This is a genomic window from Alkalihalobacterium chitinilyticum (assembly GCF_029028005.1).
GTDB lineage: Bacteria > Bacillota > Bacilli > Bacillales > Bacillaceae_F > Alkalihalobacterium > Alkalihalobacterium chitinilyticum.
This window is the reverse complement of sequence record NZ_JAOTPO010000011.1, coordinates 1-22,153: the sequence shown is the minus strand read 5'-3', so window position 1 is coordinate 22,153 and position 22,153 is coordinate 1. Positions and strand designations below refer to the sequence as shown.

The window sequence follows — 22,153 nt, the reverse complement described above, 5'->3', positions numbered from 1 at the left end:
CATTAATAGACTTCACTAACTTGTGCATTGGTTTGATAATTCATTTCACAAACCTTTCTTCCGTTCACTAATACCGCTTCAAGGATCGGTCGTTTGTTAAGTTCATTAATAATTAATAAATCAGCTTTCTTACCAACTTCAATAGAGCCTACATCTTGATCGATCTTTAGCGCTTTAGCTGGATTGTAAGTAACCATGTTCACAGCTTCATAGATTGGCATTCCACTATGGTATAACTTAAATACCGTATACAATAACGAAGATGGATAGTAATCTGAACAAAAAATATCGACAAGGCCGTGCTGAACAGCTTCCATAGCTGAAAGATTGTTGCTGTGAGACTTACCAAGCAATGCATTTGGTGCTCCCATTACAACAAACAGATCCATTTCTTTGGCTTTTTGGGCTACCTCAAGTTCGATTGGAAATTCACTAATCGTTGCATTCCAGTCTTTTACGACCTCTAATTTTTCTACGGAATCATCATCGTGTGATGCAATTGGAACACCGTATTCATGCGCGAGCTCAGCTAATTGATGAATGTCATCATCTGCTAGTTTCTTTAAAGATTTACTTTCTTCAATAAAAGAATCTGCCTGGTCTTCTGAATAGTGACGGTGTTCCATTAGTAGCTTTTTATGCACTTCGATATCACGGAACTGTCCTTGACCTGGGGTATGGTCCATAAACGAAAGCTGATCAATATCTTTTAATTTGATTAATGTTTTTACTTCTGGCATTGCTGTTAAATTCGTAATTTCATAGCGGAGGTGAGTTTTGTGACGAATCAGATGTTGCCCCCTCGCCAATCGTTTAATATCCTTTATTACCGATAAGACATTATCATTTCTTCTCGTCCATTTTTTAGCGTTTTCCTCCATTAAGGAAAGCGAGTGGTAAATCGTCGTTATACCTTCCCCAACCAGCTTTTTTTCTAACTCATAAAAGGAAACTTCAATTGGGAATGTACTGCTCGGCCTCGGTTCTAACTCAATTTCAATCGCATCACTATGCGAGTCGACAAACCCTGGAATGATCCATTTTCCAGTGGCATCAATATCTTCTGAACCAGCACTGCTAGGTGAAAATTCCTCAATCCCAACAATCGTTTCCCCCTCAATTAAAACGGTTCCATTCATAATAACTCGATCCGGCATTACAATATTTCCATGTATCCTTGTTATTTGCATTGTCCTTTTCCCACCTCTTCTTTTCAATTTCTTACAGTAAAGAGTGAACGAGTTGCTGGGTATAAGGGTGTTGTGGGTCCTCTAAGATTTGGTCAGTTAACCCGCGTTCAACAACTCTCCCGTATCTCATGACGACCGTTCGATCAGCTAACATCCGAATTACCCCTAGGTCATGAGAGACTACAATCATCGCCACATTAAGTTCGCGCTGAATTTTTCGGATTAAATCTAGTACTCTCGCTTGTACAGATAAATCTAACCCTGTTGTGACTTCATCAAGGAGCAATAGCGGCGGGTTATTAGCTAACGCTTTAGAAATCTGAACTCGTTGCTGCATCCCTCCACTAAAATTCTTTGGTAATTCATCCATCCTTGATAAAGGAATTTCAACATGTTGAAGAAGTTCCCCCGCCCTGCTTCGAATATTTCCTACGTGTAAAGATCCTGAAGCAATTAACTTTTCCGCAATATTTCCACCGCTTGAGAACGACATTTTTAATCCTAAAAGTGGATTTTGATAAACCATCCCGAGTAAGTAGTTACGAATGTATCGTTTTTGTTGAGCAGACTCATTAAAAATGTTTGTTTCTCCATTTTTATATTCTGATATTGTTGCTGAGCCCGACGTAATTTCATCATCAAAATACAAGCTTTTTACAAATGAACTTTTACCTGATCCGCTTTCCCCAACGATGCCTATAATTTCTCCTTTATATAATTCAAGATCTACATCAATGCATGCCCAAACACTGCCGCAATGAGGACAACGGTTATTATCGATCATTAGCATTTCAGGTGTTTCACAATGAGAGCAGCCTTTTCCGTATCGTTTACTTAGTCCTTTTACATTTAAAATAGGTTGAGCTTGTTCTTGATCTGACAGTGTATCGTTCATGCTCCATTTCTCCTTTCTAGCTGTCTTTTTTGACAACAACCAGTATCCGAGCATTGATAAAATTTCGATGCTGTCTCATCCTCGTAGATTTCATCAAGGAAGGTATCATCGCTTCCACACAGACGACAAGACAGTCCTTCAAAGCTTTCCACTTCAAATGGGTAATCTTCAAATTGCAATGGTACGACATCTGTATGTGGAGGAATTGCATAAATTTTCTTCTCCCTGCCCGCACCAAAGAGATACAGACCGTCGGCTTGGTTGAGTTTCAACAAATCGTAACGTGGAATAGGACTCGGATTAAAAATGTATCTTCCATTCACCATACTCGGATAATCAGCACCAATTGTAATTTTTCCCCAATGAATGATATCTTCGTAAAGCCTTAACCACATACTGCTATAATCCATCTCTGCGTGAAGACGTTTCGTATTCTTTTCTTTTGCTTCCACCCTTCTTAGCGGCTCCGGTAACGGGACTTGAAGGACTAAAATTTGCTCGTCCCTTAAGGGGATTTCTGGAATTCGATGACGAGTTTGAATCACAGTTGCTTTTTCTGAATCATCCGTCGTTTCAATTCCTGAACAATTTCGAACTAATTTTTTAATACTAACCGCGTTTACACTATCATCGTAGCCTTGGTCAATTACCTTTAAGCAGTCAGTCTCACCTATGAGTGATAACGTTAATTGCAATCCACCTGTCCCCCACCCTCTTCCAATCGGCATTTCTCTCGATGCAAAAGGAACTTGATATCCAGGGATTGCAACAGCTTTTAATGTTGCCCGCCTAATTTCTCGTTTTGATCCTTCGTCTAAGAAGGCATAATTGTATGTTTGTTCGAGCTGTTGCACACACACCAACCCTTTCTATGAAAATTTATTAGAGGTAAGAAAAAGTACTAGCCGTTCTCGGTCCAGTTTGCTTTTCATTCTTACCTTCGTCTTGTGTTTTACGAATTCGGTCTAACATCGATTGGAAAGTAATGTAATGTGGTAATTTTAGATGTGAGACAAAGCCATGAGCCTCTACACTGTCGATATGTAATAAGACGAATTCTTCATCTTGAGTAGGGGCATTTCCTTCGGTTTCTAAGCTTCTTTCTAAAATAGCCATCGATATCGCTTTGACCTCGTTTTGGCCAAATGTTAATCCATAGCCAAGCATGAACTTCACATCCCCCTCGTCATTTTGGGTAAATGAATTAATCGTTTCGACCTCAGTTAACTTGATTTCTCCGATATAAATCGAATCTTCTTCATCTGAAGCAAATGGGTACGGAATATGAACATCTGCGTACCCAACCCTTAATTCTCCAACCGTTGGATGGACTGCTCCGTACCCTCGCATACTACTATAAGCAAGCGACGTCATTGCACCTGTTTCTCCTCTTGTAAGGACTTGAAGTCTAGCAGAACGAGGGGCAGGGAATAACAGTTTGTCTCTTGTAATATCAACTAATTCAGATTTACTAGGTGATGGATTGGCTAAGAGTCCTTGTTCTCTAAGAAGTTCTGCCACCTTTGGTAAAGTTAGCTTGTGATCCGTCAAATCTAATTCAATCTCATATTCTTTTAAAAAATCTTCTATGGTTTCATTGTCTTCCTCACGTAAATTGAAATTTAATAAACGATGCGTGTAATCATAGGTCGCTCCTAATATCTGTCCATCTGGAATATCTTTAAAGGAAGATGATATTCTTCTAGTTACTCGCATTTGGCTAGGTTCAACCGTTACAGAATAATGATTTCTTGGTAAGGTTGATCGATAGGCGCGAAGTAAAAATGCAGCTTCTGCCGGATCTCCTTCTGACTGTTTTAAAGCTAAGGCTGCATATTCCGGAGAATAAAGACCGCCTTCTCCCATGACTCGATCAATTAACAGCCTCATTTGACTCTCGATTTGTTCAACAGCTAGTACTTCAGAGCACCCTTTCAACCTATACCACTGAATAAGTTGATCCGCCTTTTCTATTGCTTGTTGTCCGCCAGTAACCGCTACATACCCCATGCATCTTCCTCACTTTCTATTGAAGTTGTTCTCGGGATCGCCATGATATCACCAGTCTCTGTTGCTAGAATGATATCGATACCGAGCGGAAATTCCTTATTAACATTGCTTCGTTCATTCATCCAATATTGGGATAAACCATCTAAACATACCACTTTTTTTTCAGCAATTCCTGGTCCTTGTAAAGTCATTTTGATTCCCGGTGCCTCAGGATCAGATGAGATGCTTTGAACGAGTAAAATGATTGTTGCACTTAAATGCGGATCTTCTAAAGTTCCTCGTTTTACTTGATTCATCAATTCAATAATTTCTATTTCCTCCAGCTTCTCTTGAATAAAAATAAAATCTGCTTGTGCTATCGAGGCCTCATTTCCAAACGTTTTCCATTTTAAATAAGGAATGATCTCTTTTGAGGAATGCGAAATTATAGTAAATGTAACTTCTTGGTCCACTAAGGTAAGTGCAATTCCTTCTAAAACGGTTGGAAAATCATGTTGTTTTTTAAGCATCTGAGTTGATGAACAAATGTTTAGGATTTTACCTGGACGCGCCATACAATCAAGCAAATTCCGATAAACAGCTTGTGTTCCAAAGACCATATCAAATGTATCTAAGTTAGCTTCTGTCATTGTAATCCTCCATCGTATCGAAATGTACACGAGACTCAGCGTTTATTACCGCTTCCTTTACATGTTTGTTTCGAATTTTTTGTTCTTCGTTCTCGAGTTTAGGAAGTAACTTTGAAACAATTGGCAATTTAGCATTAAAGGTCGCGTCGATCACAGCGATTTGATAGGACCGTTTGGGCTGTTCACCTTGAATGACTCCCATTCCAAACTTTCCATTAATGGAGACCGTGCATTCCGTAACAAGGATTTCGCCCATAAAAAACGGCTGCATAGAAACAGAGTCTCGCGTTTTAACCATTACTAAACCGGTACTTGGCTTTCGTTCCATTTGAATAGATGCGACCTCTTTTACTTCAGAGACAAGTTGTTGTAAGAACTGCTCATCCCCTTCAACAAGAATTTTGGTTAATCTTGATTTTTTCATAGAAATACTTGACCTCCTTTACTTTTAAGAGAATTTATTAGATGATCTAAAATTCCACTAAACACTTATGCATGTCCCCTCTCACCCGAGCAATACTATATTCTAATGGAAGACCAGACGGGTGGTTCATTACACTCTCTATCGTAAGAATAGGAACATTTTCTGGAAGTTCTAATATTTCTGCATCTTTTAATGATGGCAGACTGGCTTGAAAGAATGATTTTGATCGAATCGGTTGTAACTGGTAGTGTTCAATTAAAATTTGGTATAAACTTTGAAACTGATTTAAATGCCTCTCAAATAAAGGTACATCTTGTTCTGGCATAACCGTTGTTGTAATTGATATTGGCTTTTGATCGATACTTCTTAAAATTTCAAGTCGATACACAAGATCTGTTTCATTTAATCCTAAATTTCTCTGTTCCTCTTTATCCGGCCGTCCTTTATCCCAGTGAATTAGTTGGCTGCTATGCTCCAATCCTTGTTTCTTCATATTCTCGGAAAATCTCGTTTTAGATGAAAGAACATAAACAATCGGATCCGGTATTTGATTGACAAAACAACCTTTTCCATGAACAGGAGTAATCCATCCTAAATTTGTCAGCCTCCCGACCGCTTGCCTTACCGTATTACGATTGACATTGAATTGGCTGCAAAGATCATTTTCAGAAGGTATTTTTTGATTAACGGTATAATGACCTTCACAAATCTTACGAATTAAGTAATCGGCTATTTCTAAATGACGTAGAGTTTCTTCACGAGTTCGTTTCATATCCAACCCCTTCATAACCGTGATACTAAAAATCTAACTTATCAACAAGTTTAGGTGGTTAAGAGAATGTAAATCTATTTAAAATCAATGTAAATAATGTGAATTTTCGAACTGATCGTGTTAACATCTGAAACCTAAATTTACAAAACTCAATAATAGAAAATGGTAACTCTAAGCAAATCCTCTATTATTAAATACCAGCCGTTCGACCTTACTCTAGCTTCCTACCGCCTTTTAATCTATTTCCGTGACTCATCCTTCTGAGCAAACTATCCATTATGAATGATCTATATCGTGTAAATTATATTAAGCGTTCTTTACTATCTTTTACGAAATCATCAAAATTCTTTAAAACTACATTAAAAATGATTGTCTAACATAATACTCGTTGGTCATTTTATATCCATAGGAGGTTTTTACATACGAGAGATTAACTTCTGCTTTTACCTTTATTTGAAGATCGATAGTTAATAGTACTTTAGTCACTTATGCAAGATTTCTCTATTTAAAATTAAAAACATTGTTTTATCAATGAGAGGAGTATTTATATGAAAAAAGCATTTTTATTACTGTTTACTATTACTTTAATAGCGATTATGGCAGCTTGTAATTCTTCGAGTAATACAGAATCATCTTCTGGATCAACGACTGAAGAACCGAAAACTGAAACAAAAGCTGCTGTTGAAGATAAAGACACACTTACGATTGTTTGGTATCCAAATGAGTCTGGTGCAGATTTAAAAGATGCTCGTGATGAAATTGCTGCTGAAATTGAAAAAGCAACAGGTAAAGAAGTAAAACACCAAACAACAACTGACTACCTTATTGCCATTGAAACACTTGTTAACGGTAATGCTGACTTAGCATTTATGGGAGCTCAAGGATATATTGAGGCAAATATTAAAAACAATAACATTCAACCTTTAGTTGTACCAAGTGGTGCTTCTGGGACATTAGACGATGCGGTTTATTATTCTTGGTTATCTGTGAAAAAAGGTAACGAAGAAGAGTATATGAGTGGATCAGACTTCACAATTGATAACATTGTTGGAAAAAGATTTTCATTCGTTTCTAATAGCTCTACTTCAGGTTTCCGTGTTCCTTCAGCAGGGATCGTTTCTCACTTTAGTCAAATGGAAGAACATAAAGATTTGACTCCAGATGATTTACTTGAAGGTGGAACTAACAACTTTTTTAGCGAAGTACTTTATGGCGGGTCTCACCAAGGTACACTTGTAAACCTTTTAGCTGACAGAGCTGACATTGTTTCTATTTGTGACTCTTGTGTCAATAACTATATTGAACTAGTGAGTGGTGAAGAAAACCGAGCAGGTTCTGTATATCGTGTACTTGATGATGCTACTGAACCATTCAACACAATGCCTGGTGAGGAATTTGTATTAATTTCCGTAACTCCAGTATTAAATGCGCCATTTGTAGTTAACCAAGACAATGTGAGTGCAGAATTAATTGAGCAACTCGTATCTGCTTTCACATCTGATGACATGGCAAACAACGAGAAAGTATTCGTACCAAAAGATTCTGAACTAAAAGGATTATTCTCAAAGAGCGCTGATGAGCGTTTTGTAAAAGTAGAAGATGCTTGGTTCGATCCAATTCGTGAATTATCTAAATAATTGACTTAAAAATATTTAATCACATAAAAAGGAGTTAACAAGATGACAACGTTACTAGAATTAAAAGGCGTCTCTAAGCAATATGGAAACGACACTCTAGCGTTATCAGATGTTAACTTCTCTGTCAAAGAAGGAGAGTTTGTTTCTGTCATCGGACCATCGGGGGCTGGAAAATCAACTCTCCTTCGTTGTATTAATCGAATGATTGATGCAAGTAGCGGAGAAATCATCTTTGATAACGTTGACATTATGAATTTCAACAAAAGAGAACTGCGTAGATTAAGAACTCAGATAGGGATGATTTTCCAACACTACAATCTAGTCAACCGACTAAGTGTCATTGAGAATGTTTTGCACGGCCGTCTTGGTTATAAGTCTACTTTTGCTGGAATTTTAGGATTATATAATGAGGAGGAAAAAAGACAAGCAATTCAAATGCTTGGACTGCTCGGGTTAGAAGAACAGGTATACAAAAGATGTGATCAACTAAGCGGCGGCCAGAAGCAACGTGTTGGTATCGCTAGAGCACTTATTCAAGATCCTAAAATGTTATTATGTGATGAACCGATCGCTTCTCTTGATCCAAATGCTTCGAAAGTAATTATGGACTACTTAAAAGATGTTTCTACAACAATGGGCATTACTGTAATTGTTAATTTACATCAGGTGGATGTTGCTCTTAGTTATTCTGATCGTATCATCGGTGTAAGTAAAGGAAGCATTGTATACAATGGTTCACCAAAAGATATAACAACAGAACAAATACATGAGATCTACGGTTCGGAGGCTGGTGACCTCATTATGGATATGGGAGGAAGAAATGCAGGATAAATACTTCGCGAAGAAAAGAATAAAGTCTTCCCTTATTCTTTTTATCATAATAGCAGTCACCTATGGAGCTATCATCTTAACGGAATTTAGTATGGCAAAAGGATTAGCTTCTATTCCTAAAGCGATTGAATGGGCCTTTACTAACTTTCTTCCCAATGCTAGTTCTCTAGATCGTCTTCCGAATATATTAGATAAGCTCTTAGAAACCGTACTCGTATCCATTGCAGCTACAACTTTTGCTGCGATGTGTGCGTTAATGTTTGCGATTGCCGGTTCCAATACAACCAAAGTAAACAATTTCTTTAGTACGGTCGCAAGAGGTTTCGCTACATTATTTCGTAACATCGATATTGCCGCTTGGTCGATGATCTTACTATTTTCTTTCGGGCAAAGTTCATTAACAGGTTTTTTCGCACTATTCTTTGTGTCATTTGGGTTTCTTACACGTGCATTTATTGAAGTTATTGATGAAGCCAGTAATAGTTCTGTAGAAGCTCTTCAGGCAACAGGTGCTACTTATTTTACGATTGTTTTCCAATCGGTTGTTCCTTCAAGTATTGCGCAAATGATTAGCTGGGTGCTATTCGTTGTTGAAACCAATATTCGTAGTGCTACGTTAATCGGGATTTTGACAGGGACTGGAATTGGTTTTGCTTTTGACCTTTACTACAAAAGTATGAATTATAACGCGGCAAGTTTAGTTGTAATCGTAATCGTCTTTACCATCCTTACGATTGAGTATATTTCTAACTATGTAAGGAGGGTAATCTTGTAATGGGCCTTGAAAAATTAAATCCAGACCATAATAAAAACAGTAAAATTATTCAAGAATATTTAGACAAACCCATTAAAGTCAAACCAATTAATAAAACTTCCTTAGTTATTCAAGGAACACTTTATGCTTTATTATTTTTATCAATTTATAGCTTCTTTACGTTTGATTATAAAAATCTTAATGTTTTTGAAGCCATTATTTCGACCCTCGTTAACTTTAAAACCATGTTTACAGAACCGCAGCTAAACCATTTTACGTTTTTAGATGCAGTGAAGGCCGTACTTATTACACTTAGTCTCGCTGTACTAACTACAATATTCGGAGCTATTATTGCATTATTTTTAGCTTTATTAGCTGCTCAAAACTTATCGAATAAGTACATTTCGAATAGTATAAAAGGATTCGTGGCTGTTATTCGAGCAGTTCCTACTGTCCTATGGGTATTGATTTTTGCGATTGCAGCAGGATTAGGCAGTGTTGCTGCAGTTATTGGGATGACGTTCCACTCGGTAAGTTACCTTGTTAAAGCCTATTCTGAATCGTTTGAGGAACTCGACCAAGGAGTCATTGAAGCCCTAAAAGGAAGCGGGGCAAACTGGTGGCAAATCATTTTCCAAGCGGTCATTCCAGCGTCTATGACCTATTTAATTTCATGGACATTCTTGCGGTTTGAAATTAATTTTGGGGTGGCTGTCGCTATGGGTGCTGCAGCAGGTGCTGGCGGTATCGGTTTTGATATGTTTATGGCAAGTGCCTTCTATTATGATATCCGGGAAATTGGAGCGATCACCTACTTTATCTTAATAGTAGCCATTCTCCTAGAAATCTTAGCGACTCAAATCAAATCACGCTTACGGGTTCGAACTTAATGAGTAAAAAGACGACGTCATGATGTTGACGTCGTCTTTATTAAATATTTCTACTATGTTTTTGAATATTACCATAAAAGAGTGGTAAGAACAGTTATTGAATTCTATGCCAACCCCTCCCCCCACTGCCTAAACTTACTAGTTCGTAAACGTATATAATTTGCTACAATAGGAGAAGTAAAATGTTCTACGAAGGAGAGATATTTCATGTCGATTGCAACAGATGTAGCTTCCCTGCAAATAATGGCCCATGTATACAAAAAAATGAGCCTTCAATCTGTTTTTGAAAAAACTTGTGAGAGTTTAGTAAGTGAAGTCCCATACATAGATTGGGTCGGTATCTTAATTTTTGAAGAGGGTTCAAGCAACTTAGTTGCTGCATCAGACGAAGATGATCTCCAGTGGGAAAGTAATGCTGAGTTAAAGTTTCCAATTACCAATTCAATGGGTCAAAAAATTGGAGTTATGATTGTTCGTAGCATGCAGGCGATTGCCTTTGACGTTACCGATGTAAGTACATTAGAAACGATTGCAGAAGCGATTGGTCAAGAAAGCTTTGCCAACTAGAGATTGTATGTACAGATAAGAGGCTGACATGTTGTGTGTCAGCCCTTTTGGTGTTACTTTTTGACCGACAGACCTCTTGTTTAGAAGGATTACCTTCTAAGCCTTCAAACGGATAAGTGTCTCAAAAGTATATTGGCTCTCGCTTTTTTATCACTTGGTTAGATTCCTAATGTTGCCTCGTTCTATTGATTTCTTGTCTCCTCTAACATCATGCGATCTAAGAGAAGCTCGTCTAAACTTTTAAATGCGTATCCTTGTTTACGGCAATCCTCAATGACACGTCCCAATGCCTCAGCATTGTCTTTTGAAACCGAATGAAGAAGCATAATCGCACCCGGATGAATTCTTTTCATGATTTGATTATAGGCATAATCTGCGCCTTTCTGCTTGTCGACTTCCCAATCTTTATAAGCCATCGACCAAAACACATTCGTATAGCCCAAATCATTAGATAATGCCAACGATTTTTCGCTGAACGTACCTCTTGGCGGCCTTAAATAATTCATATCTTTTTGACCCGTAATATTTGTATATTCTTCTTTTACCTTTTCTAATTCTCGCTTTAATCTATCTTCACTTACTTCTGGCAAGCTTGGGTGATGGTACGAATGATTACCGACGATATGACCTTCGTTTACCATCCGCTTAATGAGATCTTGTTCTGTTTTTAAGTAATGTCCTGTTACAAAGAAGGTCGCAGGTACTTTCTTTTCTTTTAACACATCAAGAACTTTTGCCGTGTAGCCATTTTCATACCCGTTATCAAATGTTAGGTACAATTCTTTTTTATCTGTATTCCCGATAAAATAACCGCCATACTTTTCGAGCAGCTCTAAGTAATGGGGTTCTGTCGTTACTGGTTTATTGTCTTTTTCCGGCTTGTAGCTCCAGTGGTATACTTTAGTGTCGTAGGCCGCGGCCGTTGAGCCTAGACCAGTAAAAATGAACGCAATGATAGCTATAATCGTAAGTAGTTTTTTCATTTTCAACACCTGACTCCCCTAAGTTTTTTATTAGCTTTTCACACAAATAAAAAACTATGCAGGGTTAACGTGCTGTTGTGTATTTGATTAGAAGCGGTATGGAAACAATTTGTAAAAACTCGTCTTCGGATACATGTTCACGTTTAATATCTACCGAGGAAACAAACATCAAGCGCCGCGCTGTAAAAAGATCATCAGTAAGCTCTATTTCATTGGTTTTTGGTTGCTTGGACTGGACTTCTTTGATTTGTTTCATCCGCCAGTACGCAATAAACAATGAAGCAGTACCCAGTCCAAATGTTAAAAAATAAATGAGTATTCTCTCTGTCGTAACACCTTGCGTACCTCTGCCTAGATTATAGAATAAAGCAATTAATCCTAAAAAATATAATATGATTGCAACCCAAAACAGAAAAATTGCCATTTGCTGATGATGCTTTTGAAGTGCCATTCTAATGCTCCTTTCACAAAGCGACCGTGCTTCTGGAATGATCCTTGTAAGTACATCTACGTTTTATTCCAGTTAATAGTTTCTCCTTTAGTTAACACTTACGGAAAAACTAGCGGTAAAAGTACTTCCATTTTAGTAAATAACATGCTTTTTAAATTTTTCATCATATTATTGAGCTAGTTTGGTCCATCTATCCGTCTTCGAGTCTGCTTTTCAATTTGTTATTTTCAACTCTGCTTGATTTATTTTCAACTTACGTGCTGTTATTTTTAACTTCACTTCATTTATTTTCAACTTCTCATGCTTTATCGATTTCTCGACAGCATCAGACGAATTTCGACCAGCTTCTAGTTTAACTACTTCATACTCTGCTTAGGCACAAACCGTCTCAAGAAAAAAAGACAGGTAAACAAATGTTTACCCATCTTTCTTCCATTCTTTATTAAAATACACGCTCAGCAAATTGAGAGAGCTTTTCTAAAGAAGACTTATCGACATCAGCATGTAAGCTGTTTCCGTGTGAGTCCATCGTTACGATTGCTGCAAAGCCTTCTACTTCAAGGTGCCACATCGCTTCTGGAATACCGAACTCCATTAAGTCAACACCTTGAACTTTTTTAATACAGTCAGCGTAGTATTGAGCAGCTCCGCCAATCGCATTTAGGTAGACACCACCATGCTCTTGTAACGCTTTTAACGTTTTCGGTCCCATTCCGCCTTTACCGATTACAGCACGAATGCCGAATTTTTTCATGATGTCCCCTTGGTAAGGCTCCTCACGAATACTTGTCGTTGGTCCAGCAGCTTTAACGTGCCACTCGCCTTGATCGTCTTTTAACATAACGGGTCCACAGTGGTAAATAACCTGACCATTTAAATCAATTGGTGCATCGTGGTCCATTAAGTGGTGGTGGATCGCGTCACGGCCTGTATGCATCATTCCGTTAATGATAACAACGTCACCGACTTTTAACTCACGAATTTGCTCTTCAGTAATTGGAGCTTGAAGTACAACTTCACGAACATCAGAAGTCACTTCAGCTGTTGCTGCCGCTTCTTCTTCAGCAAGTGCACCAAAGTCGACTTTTTCACCATCTTTATATAACCACTCGTTAATTTCTCCTGTTTCTGCATTAACTTTTACACCTAAGCGACGGAACGCCCAGCAGTTATAAGCCACAGATACGAAGAAACTTGCAGGAAGACGGTGCATAACACCTACTTTACAGCCTAGTAATGTTGCTTCTCCACCAAAGCCCATTGTACCGATACCTAATGTATTCGCATTTTCCATTACATAGTCTTCTAGTTTACGAAGATCTTCATTCGGGTTCACATCATCAACTGTACGGAAAAGCTGCTCTTTTGCTAATAAGTAACTAGCCGAGCGGTCGCCACCGATTCCTACACCGATAAATCCAGCACTACAGCCTTGTCCTTGTGCTTGATATACGGAGTGCATGATACACTTACGAATGCCATCAAGGTCACGACCGGCACGGCCAAGTCCGTCAAGTTCACATGGTAAGCTGTATTGAATATTTTTATTCTCACAGCCGCCACCTTTTAAGATTAAGCGAACATCAATATAGTCCTCTTCCCACTGCTCAAAGTGGAATACAGGTGTTCCTTCACCAATGTTGTTACCACTGTTGGCACCCGTTAGTGAATCAACCGAGTTAGGACGTAACTTTCCGTCTTTCGTTGCTTGCTCGATCGCTTCTTTTATTGCTTTTTTCATTTTAATTTGGTTTACACCAACCGGAACTTTAATCTCAAAAGTCGGCATACCTGTATCTTGGCAAATCGGTGAGATCTTATCGTCTGCCATTTGAATGTTTTCAGTAATCGTTGATAGTGATAATGCAGCACGTGTTCCTGCATTTTCTTTCGCTTTTGCCGCCTTAACTGCATGGCGTACATCGTATGGTAGATTCGTAGATGTCTCTACAATTAACTCGTACATACTATCTTTAAATTTCTCCATCCTGTTCTCTCCCCTCGGAATTACAGATACGAATTTTAACACATCTACTATTATACGCCTTGTCAAAAAATTTCGAAAGGGGTTATGAAAGCGCATTATTCAATTTCCTAATTTTAACGGCTCATTTACTTTTACTACTGACCTTAGTTTGGTTGTTAGAAGAACACCGACAATCACTAGCAGCCCGCCAAATAGTTGCTCTATATAAATTCTCTCATCTAAGATCAAAACCGCTTGAATGGTCGTAAATACCGGGATCAAGTTTAAAAACACCGCCGCCTTAGAAGCACCGATTTGTTCAACCCCTTTATTCCAACAAATAATTGCGATGATTGAAGGAAAAATACCGAGGTATAAAACCGATAGGATCGTTGGAGCATTCCATACAATCATAATATCTAATAAAATCCACTCCATAATAACAAAAGGAAGCAGTGTGAGACATGCCATCCCAAGCATAACCATGAGCGTTCCTCTCGTCGGTAATCCCCCCATATATTTTGTGACGAGAATAGAATAGATGCACCAAGCTAATACGGCAACTACCATCAGTAAGTCACCCACATTTAATTGTAAGCCTAGTAATTGTTCGATCGAGCCGTTGGTAACGATCCATAGAACACCAACAGAAGAAATGATGATCCCTGCATATTGCACGGCTAAAAGACGTTCTTTTAATAAAAACAAGCCTAAAATAGCTGCAAATATTGGTGTAGAAGCTTCTACAATTGAAGCATTGATGGTCGTCGTAAAGTTTAATGAATAATAGACTAAGCCGATAAAAATAACAATTCCCGTCAGTGACAGCGCATATATCGGCTTCCAATTTCGTATTAATACTTCTCTACGAATCTTCCAATCTGTTCGAGCAATAAAAACCATAATCAAGAAAGCTAGACTGCAACGAAGAAACGATAACGTAAACGAAGGAATGTTGCCAACCATTAGCTTCCCAACAATAAAATTACCCGAAAAAAATAAGATGGCAATGATGATCAATAAATAGGCTTTCAAATCATTCCCCTTTCTAGATGTTAGGCCTCTTTATCCAGTAATGAATGATCTTGTTGAATAGTTTCAAACTCTAAATGTGTCGTCCTATTAATATAATGAATGAGCGGCTTTCTATCACTCTTAAATTCTACCAATGTAATGCTCGTATTTTCAATTTGGAATGGCCTGTGGTGCACATGCCATTGTTCGCCTAAAAGTATGTACATAAGGGCTATACTGATTAAACCGCCATGAGCGACTAAAGCTACGTGCTTACCTTCATGCGCACGTTTCATCTGTTCGAGCAGATACTGACACCTAGCCGTAATTTCCTCAATAGTTTCAGTTCCCTCAACTCCAGAAGTAAGGATCGAATGCTCTTTCACTTCTGGAAATTGAGAGTAGATTTCTTGGCGTGTTTTCCCTTCTAAAGGACCTAAATTTATTTCTCTTAACTTTTCCCATTTATGTGCAGTTAGCTCTTTTCGCTGAGCAATTGCAGTGGCTGTTTCGTAGGCCCTAGTAAGATCACTGCTATAGATATAATCCAACTGTTGTTTTTCAAAATAACGAGCTACTAACTCTGCTTGTCTCTGACCTAGTTCAGATAAAGAAAAGTCTTTTGTTCCTTGGATAATTCCTAATTTATTTCCCTCTGATTCACCGTGGCGGATAAAATATAAAAACAACTTACTCCGCTCCTTTTGATTCCCAAGAATGGCGGAATACTTTACATTTACCCTCTAATTGATCAAGCATGTCTAGAATACGATCAATGTCTTCTACAGTCGTATCTTCAGGATCAATATTATCTAGTAGATCACCAATCATTTGTATTTTTTGATTTAAATAATTTAACTGTTCATTTTTATCGTTTAGTGCTCCACCCATGTTTACTCTCTCCTTTAGTTCATGTCATCGTAACTTTAACAAAAATATGAAACACACTCAAGAAAATCAGTTGTGATACTCTTAAGACTTGTTCATACAGTAGTAGTATTGGCAATTCAATCTATTTTCAATATAGTTCTTTTGCTATTTCTCATATTCAGTTATGATTAAAAGATATGAATCATCAATTAAAGGAGTTACTTAACTTGATTGAGCAAAAAAATTTACAAATTAAACCATCTTATGATCCCTGGGAAGCTTATTTAGATATAGAGGAATTTGGTAAACTGCTTCTAACGAACGTAGAGTTTACGACAACAACACTTTGTAACATGCGTTGTGAACATTGTGCAGTCGGTTACACACTAACATCAAAAGATCCTAACCCCTTGCCTTTAGACGTTTTCATTCGCCGGTTAGAGGAAGTTCCTCATCTTCGAGCTTTAAGTATAACTGGCGGCGAACCGATGCTGTCATTAAAATCAGTTAATGACTATGTCGTTCCACTTTTAAAATATGCACATGAGCGAGGTGTACGAACGCAAATTAACTCTAACCTCACCCTTGATTTAGCAAGATACGAAAAAATTGTTCCATACTTAGATGTTCTCCATATTTCTCATAACTATGGTAGTGTGGATGATTTTGTGGATATCGGCTTTGCTGTCATGGAGAAAAAACCTAGTTATCAACAGCGTGCCAATTATTTTGAACGGATGGTCGAGAATGCCAAGGCATTAACGAAGGCTGGAGTCATGGTTTCAGCTGAAACGATGATTAATAAGCGAACACTGCCACATCTAGAAGCGATCCATCAGCAAATTGTCGATATGGGTTGTCAACGACATGAAGTTCATCCGATGTACCCAAGTGATTTTGCAAGCAGTCTGCAAGTAGCCACTTTAGAAGATATACGGTCTGCTGTCCATCGACTGCTCGATTACCGGAAAGACGATATATGGATGTTATTCGGTACCCTTCCTTTTTATTCGTGCAGTACAAATAAAGAGGATCTCGAGCTCTTAAAACGTTTATATGCCACTAAAAATGTAACGGTTCGAAATGACCCCGATGGCCGCTCTCGATTAAATGTGAATATCTTTGATGGCAGTATTATTGTGACTGATTTTGGTGACGCTCCACCACTAGGAAACATTCAAACGACTTCATTAGAACAAGCATACGAAACGTGGAATTCATCTGCCATAGCTGATGAATTAAATTGTCATTGTCCTGCTGTTAAATGCTTAGGACCTAACATTCTAGTGAAGGATACTTACTATAAAAATGTTTCCTTCAAAGATAAGACATCTAATATTTAATCAAGAAAACTCGCCGATTAGCGAGCCTTAGAAGCGAAGAAAGGAGTGCTTAGGAGCACTCCTTTTCTCTGATTGATGCTTATAGATTTAATTGTAACTAACGTGGTTGGTTTGCAGTGTAAAATTTAAAGCCTAAATGATCTTGAACAGGGATCCACGCACCAATTCCTTGTTGAGTCACATTTTTAACTTCAAGCTTTCTTTTCCCGTTCTTAATTGTTAAGTAAACTTCCCCATAGGTTACCTTCCCTTTTTCGTTAGCTGCAGGTACATATGCATATAAATAGCCGACATTTTTAGGGGCAATTTTATATACTTGTCCTTTTTTGGTTCCGTAACCGATGATCGTGTCAAATGCTAGTGGTAAGCCGGTTTTTTCTGCCGCCTTAATCATCATCATTTTTTTCACTTCTTCACTGTTTGGAACTTCAGCTGTTAACCCGCCTGAAATTTTCTTCTGTTGTTCTTGTGTATAAGTCAGCTTTTGTGGTGAGCGGCCACCGCGATTATCCACATAATTCGTATTTACCCTGTTATATTCCCAGTTCACGTTCGTCTCACCGGACTCATAATTAAGCGGCCATTGTCCTAAATAGATCGAAGCTTTAAATAACAAGGCTGTCTTAGAGTTATTAATTGATGATTCATTTAATAATCGAATGAGTTCAGGATTTGTAATTTCGACCTCTGAAGAATCCAAAAGCTCCTGAGTCAATTCACTCGGTTGTAAATAAGGAAGGTCTTGTGTAGGGTTTGGGTACGTATTATCTTTGGAAATATCTAATACGTAATCAGGGATTTGGGTTTTCGTTTCTTCCCCTTTATTTTCTTCTGCTAATCCATGTAACGGGAACAATATTAATAAAATTAAAGCTAAAATACATAGCGATACCTTTCGCATCGACTTTTTCCTCCTTCTTTCTATAGCTGTGCGATTTGATCTTAGTTTTTTCAATCTATAAAAATTTATCCATCTAAAAAAGACTTCGTCACGAAGCCTTTTTTGTTAAACACTGACTATTCTCTTTACCCTTTTATAAAAAACTTGAATAAGTGGACCGATGCTTAATGTAACGATGATCGTTCCTACTCCTATAGGTCCTCCTACAAGTAGTGCAGCAACTAAGGCAATAATTTCTGCAACGGTCTTAGCCCCCATTAAGGGCAGTCGCAACAATTGCTTTAAATTTAACATTAAACGATCAATCGGGATGATAGCAAAATCTGCTTGTAGATAGGTGGATATTCCCAGCCCCATTAAAGTAACCCCGGATAATAATACTGCCGCTTGAACGGGCAACTCGTTTAAACGGATATCTTGAAAAACAATTACTAGCCAAAAGTCTATAAAGTATCCTAGGATAATGACGGTTAGTAATGAATGAATTTCAGGACGTGACCAAGCTATGAGGGCATTCACTATTATGAGGATGACTCCAATTAATATGACCCAAGTACCAACAGTCAACCCAAAACGAACGGACAAACCAACACTTAACGCATCCCATGCTCCTGCACCAAGATTTGAGATAATCGTAAACGTAATTCCCACCGCTAATATAAACAGTCCAATTAGATAACAGAATGCTCTTCGGAATTTTACTGACACCTTGTTCTCACCTCTCATTGTGTATATTTTGCAATTATTGCATAAGCTATCCTCAATACCCTACGAAAGGTTGGGAGGGATCATATTGGATTTTCATTGGGTATGGAAAGCAATTATTATTGTTTTTGTCGGTATTATGATCTTACGCCTCGGCGGTAGAAAATCAATTTCTCAGCTAACAGTCTCCCAGACAGTTATCATGATTTCGATTGGGAATTTAATGATTCAGCCTGTAAGTGAGCGAAACATTTGGATTACTTTTTTAATTGCACTTTTACTCGTTCTTACGTTAATCTTTATTGAATTTCTACAAGTGAAGTCCGATAAAATAGAGAGTTTTTTTACTGGTAAATCAATTGTTGTTATTGAAGACGGTGTAATCAACACAAAAAATTTAAAGAAACTTCGACTAACGATCGATCAATTAGAAATGCGCTTGCGTCAATCTAATGTCCAACATATTAGTCAAGTCAAATGGGCAACTGTTGAAGTCAGCGGGCAGCTAGGACTCATCTTGGACGAACAGAGTCAAGTGGCTACTAAAAAGGATATTCAAGCTGTATTAGATTATATTCATGCCATGCATCCGGCAGGCCAACCTCCACCGAATATTACACAAGGAAATAATTATCCTACCCTATTTACCGAATCAAAACTACGTAAACACCCAACCGGACCCCCATCCCGACCATTAGATTAAAGGTGCCATTACAAAATCAATGGTACTTTAGTCGGTTAAAGGTACCAGGTACCTTTAATCGACTAAAGTACTTGAGACAAAAAAAGGAACTATCTCAATAGAGATAATTCCTTTTTATATGTAGGTCAAACCTTTAATTTTAAATGGTGCGGGTGAAGGGACTCGAACCCCCACGTCAAAGACACTAGATCCTAAGTCTAGCGCGTCTGCCAATTCCGCCACACCCGCAAAAACTAAAAATGGTGAGCCATGAAGGACTCGAACCTTCGACCCTCTGATTAAAAGTCAGATGCTCTACCAACTGAGCTAATGGCTCCCAAATAAAAAAATGGGTATTTATAAATTACCCAATTAAACGGTCTAAGCAATAAAGTGCCTAGCATATCTTAATGTTTAAAGTGGTGCCGGCGAGAGGACTTGAACCCCCAACCTACTGATTACAAGTCAGTTGCTCTACCAATTGAGCTACACCGGCATAATGGTGGAGGATGACGGGCTCGAACCGCCGACCCCCTGCTTGTAAGGCAGGTGCTCTCCCAGCTGAGCTAATCCTCCATTAAGATTTTGATAAGCTGCGAATTTCTTCTTGCTTCGAAAAATCTTTTGAAATTGGTGACCCGTACGGGATTCGAACCCGTGTTACCGCCGTGAAAGGGCGGTGTCTTAACCGCTTGACCAACGGGCCAATACTTGGCTCCACAGGCAGGACTCGAACCTGCGACCGATCGGTTAACAGCCGATTGCTCTACCAACTGAGCTACTGTGGAATAATATATGGTGGGCCTAAGTGGACTCGAACCACCGACCTCACGCTTATCAGGCGTGCGCTCTAACCAGCTGAGCTATAGGCCCTAATGAAGATTAGACTTCATGGTCGGGAAGACAGGATTTGAACCTGCGACCCCCTGGTCCCAAACCAGGTGCTCTACCAAGCTGAGCCACTTCCCGTATTAAAATGGCGCGCCCTGAGAGATTCGAACTCCCGACCTTTTGATTCGTAGTCAAACACTCTATCCAGCTGAGCTAAGGGCGCATTATGGTGCCGAGGGCCGGACTTGAACCGGCACGGTAGTCACCTACCGCAGGATTTTAAGTCCTGTGTGTCTGCCAATTCCACCACCCCGGCAAAGCAGACAATTTATTGGAGCGGAAGACGGGACTCGAACCCGCGACCCTCACCTTGGCAAGGTGATGTTCTACCACTGAACTACTTCCGCAAAATGGCTGGGCTAGCAGGATTCGAACCTACGCATGACGGAGTCAAAGTCCGTTGCCTTACCGCTTGGCTATAGCCCAATAAATTCTTTATAAGTTTAAAATGGGGCGGCTGATGGGAATCGAACCCACGAATGCCGGAACCACAATCCGGTGCGTTAACCACTTCGCCACAACCGCCATATTAAAATATCTCTCTGGCAGGGGCAGTAGGAATCGAACCCACACTGACGGTTTTGGAGACCGTAGTTCTACCTTTAAACTATGCCCCTATAACTAGGAAATGGTGGAGGGGGACGGATTCGAACCGCCGAACCCTCAGGGAGCGGATTTACAGTCCGCCGCGTTTAGCCACTTCGCTACCCCTCCAACATAAATGGTGGCTCGGGACGGAATCGAACCGCCGACACATGGATTTTCAGTCCATTGCTCTACCGACTGAGCTACCGAGCCTTAATTGGTTTATAAAAAGCTGTTAAATTACAGCTTCTCTAAAACTTTTAGTAAATTATAATGGCGGTCCCGACGGGAATCGAACCCGCGATCTCCTGCGTGACAGGCAGGCATGTTAACCGCTACACCACGGGACCACTTTTAGTTGCTCTCTTTAAGCACTACTTATATTATCTTCCTAGTAGTAATTCAAAGTAAATGCGATAATTTTTTTTGGTTGCGGGGATAGGATTTGAACCTATGACCTTCGGGTTATGAGCCCGACGAGCTACCAGACTGCTCCACCCCGCGGCAATATGAAAATATGATAAAATATGGCGGAGGAAGAGGGATTCGAACCCCCGCGCGGTTTAACCCGCCTGTCGGTTTTCAAGACCGATCCCTTCAGCCGGACTTGGGTATTCCTCCGCATAACTAATGTTACTGGTGGAGCCTAGCGGGATCGAACCGCTGACCTCCTGCGTGCAAGGCAGGCGCTCTCCCAGCTGAGCTAAGGCCCCATTAAAATATAAATATTATAAGCCTAGCGACGTCCTACTCTCACAGGGGGAAGCCCCCAACTACCATCGGCGCTGAAGAGCTTAACTTCCGTGTTCGGCATGGGAACGGGTGTGACCTCTTCGCTATCGCCACTAGACTTTATGGATTTTGATAAGCTACGAATTTCTTCGTCAGTTTTGCCCTTCTGGTACTCACGTATTAAGATACGATCCGTTCCTCAGGACTTCACTTCCTTGAACTTCTTGCTTCTAAAAATCCTTATTATATTGAGAGTGGTTCTCTCAAAACTGGATAATAGCTAGATGAATTCAACGCTTTATTCATTTGGATAAGTCCTCGACCGATTAGTATCTCTCAGCTCCACGTGTCGCCACGCTTCCACCCGAGACCTATCAACCTCATCATCTCTAAGGGGTCTTACTTACTTAACGTAATGGGAAATCTCATCT

The 22,153-nt window shown here is 39.2% G+C and carries 22 protein-coding genes, 20 tRNA genes and 2 rRNA genes; 7 read left to right on the top strand and 37 right to left on the bottom strand.

Annotated features, from left to right (window positions below):
* Positions 1-2: 2 nt before the first annotated feature.
* The 7 genes from N7Z68_RS15460 to N7Z68_RS15430 are packed head-to-tail and all read right to left on the bottom strand — an operon-like array spanning position 3 to position 5,920.
* Complete coding sequence (locus N7Z68_RS15460; protein WP_275119371.1) at positions 3-1,190, bottom strand: alpha-D-ribose 1-methylphosphonate 5-triphosphate diphosphatase; 1,188 nt, start codon at positions 1,188-1,190, stop codon at positions 3-5.
* Between the two features lie 31 nt (positions 1,191-1,221).
* Positions 1,222-2,085: an ATP-binding cassette domain-containing protein gene (locus N7Z68_RS15455; RefSeq protein WP_275119370.1), complete on the bottom strand. Its 864-nt coding sequence runs from the start codon at positions 2,083-2,085 to the stop codon at positions 1,222-1,224.
* Positions 2,082-2,939, bottom strand: coding sequence for an alpha-D-ribose 1-methylphosphonate 5-phosphate C-P-lyase PhnJ (locus N7Z68_RS15450; protein ID WP_275119369.1), 858 nt, complete (start codon positions 2,937-2,939; stop codon positions 2,082-2,084). The genes N7Z68_RS15455 and N7Z68_RS15450 overlap by 4 nt, the downstream gene beginning before the upstream one ends.
* Before the next feature lie 28 nt (positions 2,940-2,967).
* Positions 2,968-4,095, bottom strand: coding sequence for a carbon-phosphorus lyase complex subunit PhnI (locus tag N7Z68_RS15445; RefSeq protein WP_275119368.1), 1,128 nt, complete (start codon positions 4,093-4,095; stop codon positions 2,968-2,970).
* The gene (phnH, locus tag N7Z68_RS15440; RefSeq protein WP_275119367.1) at positions 4,083-4,724 is read right to left on the bottom strand and encodes a phosphonate C-P lyase system protein PhnH; all 642 of its coding nucleotides are present in this window, start codon (positions 4,722-4,724) and stop codon (positions 4,083-4,085) included. The genes N7Z68_RS15445 and phnH overlap by 13 nt, the downstream gene beginning before the upstream one ends.
* Entirely contained in the window at positions 4,711-5,148 is a 438-nt protein-coding gene (gene phnG, locus N7Z68_RS15435; protein ID WP_275119366.1) for a phosphonate C-P lyase system protein PhnG, read from the bottom strand. Before phnG ends, phnH begins: the two co-directional genes overlap by 14 nt.
* Before the next feature lie 46 nt (positions 5,149-5,194).
* Positions 5,195-5,920 (bottom strand): GntR family transcriptional regulator, encoded by a 726-nt coding sequence (locus tag N7Z68_RS15430; protein ID WP_275119365.1) that lies wholly within the window; start codon positions 5,918-5,920, stop codon positions 5,195-5,197.
* 548 nt (positions 5,921-6,468) lie between these two features.
* Between N7Z68_RS15430 and N7Z68_RS15425 the strand changes: the two genes are divergently transcribed.
* The 5 genes from N7Z68_RS15425 (at position 6,469) to N7Z68_RS15405 (ending at position 10,599) form a co-directional block, all read left to right on the top strand.
* The gene (locus N7Z68_RS15425) at positions 6,469-7,557 is read left to right on the top strand and encodes a PhnD/SsuA/transferrin family substrate-binding protein (RefSeq protein WP_275119364.1); all 1,089 of its coding nucleotides are present in this window, start codon (positions 6,469-6,471) and stop codon (positions 7,555-7,557) included.
* A gap of 42 nt (positions 7,558-7,599) precedes the next feature.
* Positions 7,600-8,388, top strand: a complete 789-nt coding sequence (gene phnC, locus N7Z68_RS15420) for a phosphonate ABC transporter ATP-binding protein (protein ID WP_275119363.1) — start codon at positions 7,600-7,602, stop codon at positions 8,386-8,388.
* Positions 8,378-9,163 (top strand): PhnE/PtxC family ABC transporter permease, encoded by a 786-nt coding sequence (locus N7Z68_RS15415; RefSeq protein WP_275119362.1) that lies wholly within the window; start codon positions 8,378-8,380, stop codon positions 9,161-9,163. The genes phnC and N7Z68_RS15415 overlap by 11 nt, the downstream gene beginning before the upstream one ends.
* A complete protein-coding gene (locus N7Z68_RS15410; protein ID WP_275119361.1) occupies positions 9,163-10,032 on the top strand; it encodes a PhnE/PtxC family ABC transporter permease in 870 nt (289 codons plus the stop codon). The genes N7Z68_RS15415 and N7Z68_RS15410 overlap by 1 nt, the downstream gene beginning before the upstream one ends.
* A 207-nt stretch (positions 10,033-10,239) precedes the next feature.
* Positions 10,240-10,599 carry a GAF domain-containing protein gene (locus N7Z68_RS15405; RefSeq protein ID WP_275119360.1) on the top strand — a complete coding sequence of 120 codons (360 nt, stop codon included), beginning with the start codon at positions 10,240-10,242 and terminating at the stop codon, positions 10,597-10,599.
* A gap of 182 nt (positions 10,600-10,781) precedes the next feature.
* Here the strand turns inward: N7Z68_RS15405 and pdaA are convergent, their stop codons facing one another.
* The 6 genes from pdaA to N7Z68_RS15375 all read right to left on the bottom strand — a co-directional run bounded on the left by pdaA (position 10,782) and on the right by N7Z68_RS15375 (position 15,904).
* Positions 10,782-11,582: a delta-lactam-biosynthetic de-N-acetylase gene (pdaA, locus tag N7Z68_RS15400; RefSeq protein WP_275119359.1), complete on the bottom strand. Its 801-nt coding sequence runs from the start codon at positions 11,580-11,582 to the stop codon at positions 10,782-10,784.
* A gap of 64 nt (positions 11,583-11,646) precedes the next feature.
* Complete coding sequence (locus N7Z68_RS15395) at positions 11,647-12,033, bottom strand: hypothetical protein (RefSeq protein WP_275119358.1); 387 nt, start codon at positions 12,031-12,033, stop codon at positions 11,647-11,649.
* A 442-nt stretch (positions 12,034-12,475) separates the two neighbouring features.
* Positions 12,476-14,020, bottom strand: a complete 1,545-nt coding sequence (locus tag N7Z68_RS15390; protein WP_275119357.1) for a fumarate hydratase — start codon at positions 14,018-14,020, stop codon at positions 12,476-12,478.
* Positions 14,021-14,119: 99 nt separating this feature from the next.
* Complete coding sequence (locus N7Z68_RS15385) at positions 14,120-15,034, bottom strand: DMT family transporter (RefSeq protein WP_275119356.1); 915 nt, start codon at positions 15,032-15,034, stop codon at positions 14,120-14,122.
* Between the two features lie 20 nt (positions 15,035-15,054).
* Positions 15,055-15,702 carry a histidine phosphatase family protein gene (locus tag N7Z68_RS15380; protein WP_275119355.1) on the bottom strand — a complete coding sequence of 216 codons (648 nt, stop codon included), beginning with the start codon at positions 15,700-15,702 and terminating at the stop codon, positions 15,055-15,057.
* 1 nt (position 15,703) lies between these two features.
* Entirely contained in the window at positions 15,704-15,904 is a 201-nt protein-coding gene (locus N7Z68_RS15375; RefSeq protein ID WP_275119354.1) for an SE1561 family protein, read from the bottom strand.
* A 176-nt stretch (positions 15,905-16,080) separates the two neighbouring features.
* On the opposite strand from N7Z68_RS15375, the gene yfkAB reads away from it, so the two are divergent.
* Positions 16,081-17,226: a radical SAM/CxCxxxxC motif protein YfkAB gene (gene yfkAB, locus N7Z68_RS15370; protein WP_275119353.1), complete on the top strand. Its 1,146-nt coding sequence runs from the start codon at positions 16,081-16,083 to the stop codon at positions 17,224-17,226.
* A 97-nt stretch (positions 17,227-17,323) separates the two neighbouring features.
* Here yfkAB and N7Z68_RS15365 read toward each other — a convergent pair whose 3' ends face one another.
* Together N7Z68_RS15365 and N7Z68_RS15360 are read right to left on the bottom strand one after the other, a co-directional pair.
* Positions 17,324-18,127, bottom strand: coding sequence for a YfkD famly protein (locus tag N7Z68_RS15365; protein ID WP_275119352.1), 804 nt, complete (start codon positions 18,125-18,127; stop codon positions 17,324-17,326).
* A gap of 105 nt (positions 18,128-18,232) precedes the next feature.
* Complete coding sequence (locus N7Z68_RS15360; protein ID WP_275119351.1) at positions 18,233-18,835, bottom strand: YczE/YyaS/YitT family protein; 603 nt, start codon at positions 18,833-18,835, stop codon at positions 18,233-18,235.
* Positions 18,836-18,920: 85 nt separating this feature from the next.
* Here N7Z68_RS15360 and N7Z68_RS15355 point away from each other — a divergent pair, with 85 nt between their 5' ends.
* The gene (locus N7Z68_RS15355) at positions 18,921-19,535 is read left to right on the top strand and encodes a DUF421 domain-containing protein (protein WP_275119350.1); all 615 of its coding nucleotides are present in this window, start codon (positions 18,921-18,923) and stop codon (positions 19,533-19,535) included.
* Positions 19,536-19,679: 144 nt separating this feature from the next.
* Here N7Z68_RS15355 and N7Z68_RS15350 read toward each other — a convergent pair.
* The 22 genes from N7Z68_RS15350 to N7Z68_RS15245 form a co-directional block, all read right to left on the bottom strand.
* Positions 19,680-19,763: transfer RNA gene (locus N7Z68_RS15350), tRNA-Leu, on the bottom strand.
* Between the two features lie 12 nt (positions 19,764-19,775).
* Positions 19,776-19,851 (bottom strand) — tRNA-Lys (locus N7Z68_RS15345).
* Positions 19,852-19,934: 83 nt separating this feature from the next.
* Positions 19,935-20,010 (bottom strand) — tRNA-Thr (locus N7Z68_RS15340).
* A 4-nt stretch (positions 20,011-20,014) separates the two neighbouring features.
* Positions 20,015-20,090 (bottom strand) — tRNA-Val (locus tag N7Z68_RS15335).
* Between the two features lie 55 nt (positions 20,091-20,145).
* Positions 20,146-20,220: transfer RNA gene (locus tag N7Z68_RS15330), tRNA-Glu, on the bottom strand.
* A gap of 6 nt (positions 20,221-20,226) precedes the next feature.
* Positions 20,227-20,302 (bottom strand) — tRNA-Asn (locus N7Z68_RS15325).
* An 8-nt stretch (positions 20,303-20,310) separates the two neighbouring features.
* Positions 20,311-20,387 (bottom strand) — tRNA-Ile (locus tag N7Z68_RS15320).
* A gap of 19 nt (positions 20,388-20,406) precedes the next feature.
* Positions 20,407-20,483: transfer RNA gene (locus tag N7Z68_RS15315), tRNA-Pro, on the bottom strand.
* 8 nt (positions 20,484-20,491) lie between these two features.
* Positions 20,492-20,568, bottom strand: a tRNA-Arg gene (locus tag N7Z68_RS15310).
* Between the two features lie 4 nt (positions 20,569-20,572).
* Positions 20,573-20,661 (bottom strand) — tRNA-Leu (locus N7Z68_RS15305).
* 16 nt (positions 20,662-20,677) lie between these two features.
* Positions 20,678-20,752, bottom strand: a tRNA-Gly gene (locus N7Z68_RS15300).
* Positions 20,753-20,756: 4 nt separating this feature from the next.
* A tRNA-Gln gene (locus N7Z68_RS15295) sits at positions 20,757-20,831 on the bottom strand.
* Positions 20,832-20,854: 23 nt separating this feature from the next.
* Positions 20,855-20,930 (bottom strand) — tRNA-His (locus N7Z68_RS15290).
* A gap of 18 nt (positions 20,931-20,948) precedes the next feature.
* Positions 20,949-21,022, bottom strand: a tRNA-Trp gene (locus N7Z68_RS15285).
* Between the two features lie 12 nt (positions 21,023-21,034).
* Positions 21,035-21,119 (bottom strand) — tRNA-Tyr (locus N7Z68_RS15280).
* An 8-nt stretch (positions 21,120-21,127) separates the two neighbouring features.
* Positions 21,128-21,203, bottom strand: a tRNA-Phe gene (locus N7Z68_RS15275).
* A gap of 61 nt (positions 21,204-21,264) precedes the next feature.
* A tRNA-Asp gene (locus N7Z68_RS15270) sits at positions 21,265-21,340 on the bottom strand.
* Positions 21,341-21,417: 77 nt separating this feature from the next.
* Positions 21,418-21,494 (bottom strand) — tRNA-Met (locus N7Z68_RS15265).
* 24 nt (positions 21,495-21,518) lie between these two features.
* Positions 21,519-21,611 (bottom strand) — tRNA-Ser (locus N7Z68_RS15260).
* Positions 21,612-21,627: 16 nt separating this feature from the next.
* A tRNA-Ala gene (locus N7Z68_RS15255) sits at positions 21,628-21,703 on the bottom strand.
* A gap of 21 nt (positions 21,704-21,724) precedes the next feature.
* Positions 21,725-21,840 (bottom strand): 5S ribosomal RNA (gene rrf / locus N7Z68_RS15250).
* Between the two features lie 188 nt (positions 21,841-22,028).
* Positions 22,029-22,153: ribosomal RNA gene (locus N7Z68_RS15245) — 23S ribosomal RNA — on the bottom strand; the annotation flags it as partial.

What these genes read in the sequence shown, in the direction of transcription:
- phnC (WP_275119363.1), top strand. Translation starts at nt 7,600, where the DNA reads ATGACAACGTTACTAGAATTAAAAGGCGTCTCTAAGCAATATGGAAAC.
- N7Z68_RS15455 (WP_275119370.1), bottom strand. Translation starts at nt 2,085, where the DNA reads ATGAACGATACACTGTCAGATCAAGAACAAGCTCAACCTATTTTAAAT.
- yfkAB (WP_275119353.1), top strand. Translation starts at nt 16,081, where the DNA reads ATGAATCATCAATTAAAGGAGTTACTTAACTTGATTGAGCAAAAAAAT.
- N7Z68_RS15390 (WP_275119357.1), bottom strand. Translation starts at nt 14,020, where the DNA reads ATGGAGAAATTTAAAGATAGTATGTACGAGTTAATTGTAGAGACATCT.
- N7Z68_RS15375 (WP_275119354.1), bottom strand. Translation starts at nt 15,904, where the DNA reads ATGGGTGGAGCACTAAACGATAAAAATGAACAGTTAAATTATTTAAAT.
- N7Z68_RS15430 (WP_275119365.1), bottom strand. Translation starts at nt 5,920, where the DNA reads ATGAAACGAACTCGTGAAGAAACTCTACGTCATTTAGAAATAGCCGAT.
- N7Z68_RS15445 (WP_275119368.1), bottom strand. Translation starts at nt 4,095, where the DNA reads ATGGGGTATGTAGCGGTTACTGGCGGACAACAAGCAATAGAAAAGGCG.
- pdaA (WP_275119359.1), bottom strand. Translation starts at nt 11,582, where the DNA reads ATGAAAAAACTACTTACGATTATAGCTATCATTGCGTTCATTTTTACT.
- phnG (WP_275119366.1), bottom strand. Translation starts at nt 5,148, where the DNA reads ATGAAAAAATCAAGATTAACCAAAATTCTTGTTGAAGGGGATGAGCAG.
- N7Z68_RS15395 (WP_275119358.1), bottom strand. Translation starts at nt 12,033, where the DNA reads ATGGCACTTCAAAAGCATCATCAGCAAATGGCAATTTTTCTGTTTTGG.
- N7Z68_RS15365 (WP_275119352.1), bottom strand. Translation starts at nt 18,127, where the DNA reads ATGCGAAAGGTATCGCTATGTATTTTAGCTTTAATTTTATTAATATTG.
- N7Z68_RS15410 (WP_275119361.1), top strand. Translation starts at nt 9,163, where the DNA reads ATGGGCCTTGAAAAATTAAATCCAGACCATAATAAAAACAGTAAAATT.
- N7Z68_RS15415 (WP_275119362.1), top strand. Translation starts at nt 8,378, where the DNA reads ATGCAGGATAAATACTTCGCGAAGAAAAGAATAAAGTCTTCCCTTATT.
- N7Z68_RS15460 (WP_275119371.1), bottom strand. Translation starts at nt 1,190, where the DNA reads ATGCAAATAACAAGGATACATGGAAATATTGTAATGCCGGATCGAGTT.
- N7Z68_RS15405 (WP_275119360.1), top strand. Translation starts at nt 10,240, where the DNA reads ATGTCGATTGCAACAGATGTAGCTTCCCTGCAAATAATGGCCCATGTA.
- phnH (WP_275119367.1), bottom strand. Translation starts at nt 4,724, where the DNA reads ATGACAGAAGCTAACTTAGATACATTTGATATGGTCTTTGGAACACAA.
- N7Z68_RS15425 (WP_275119364.1), top strand. Translation starts at nt 6,469, where the DNA reads ATGAAAAAAGCATTTTTATTACTGTTTACTATTACTTTAATAGCGATT.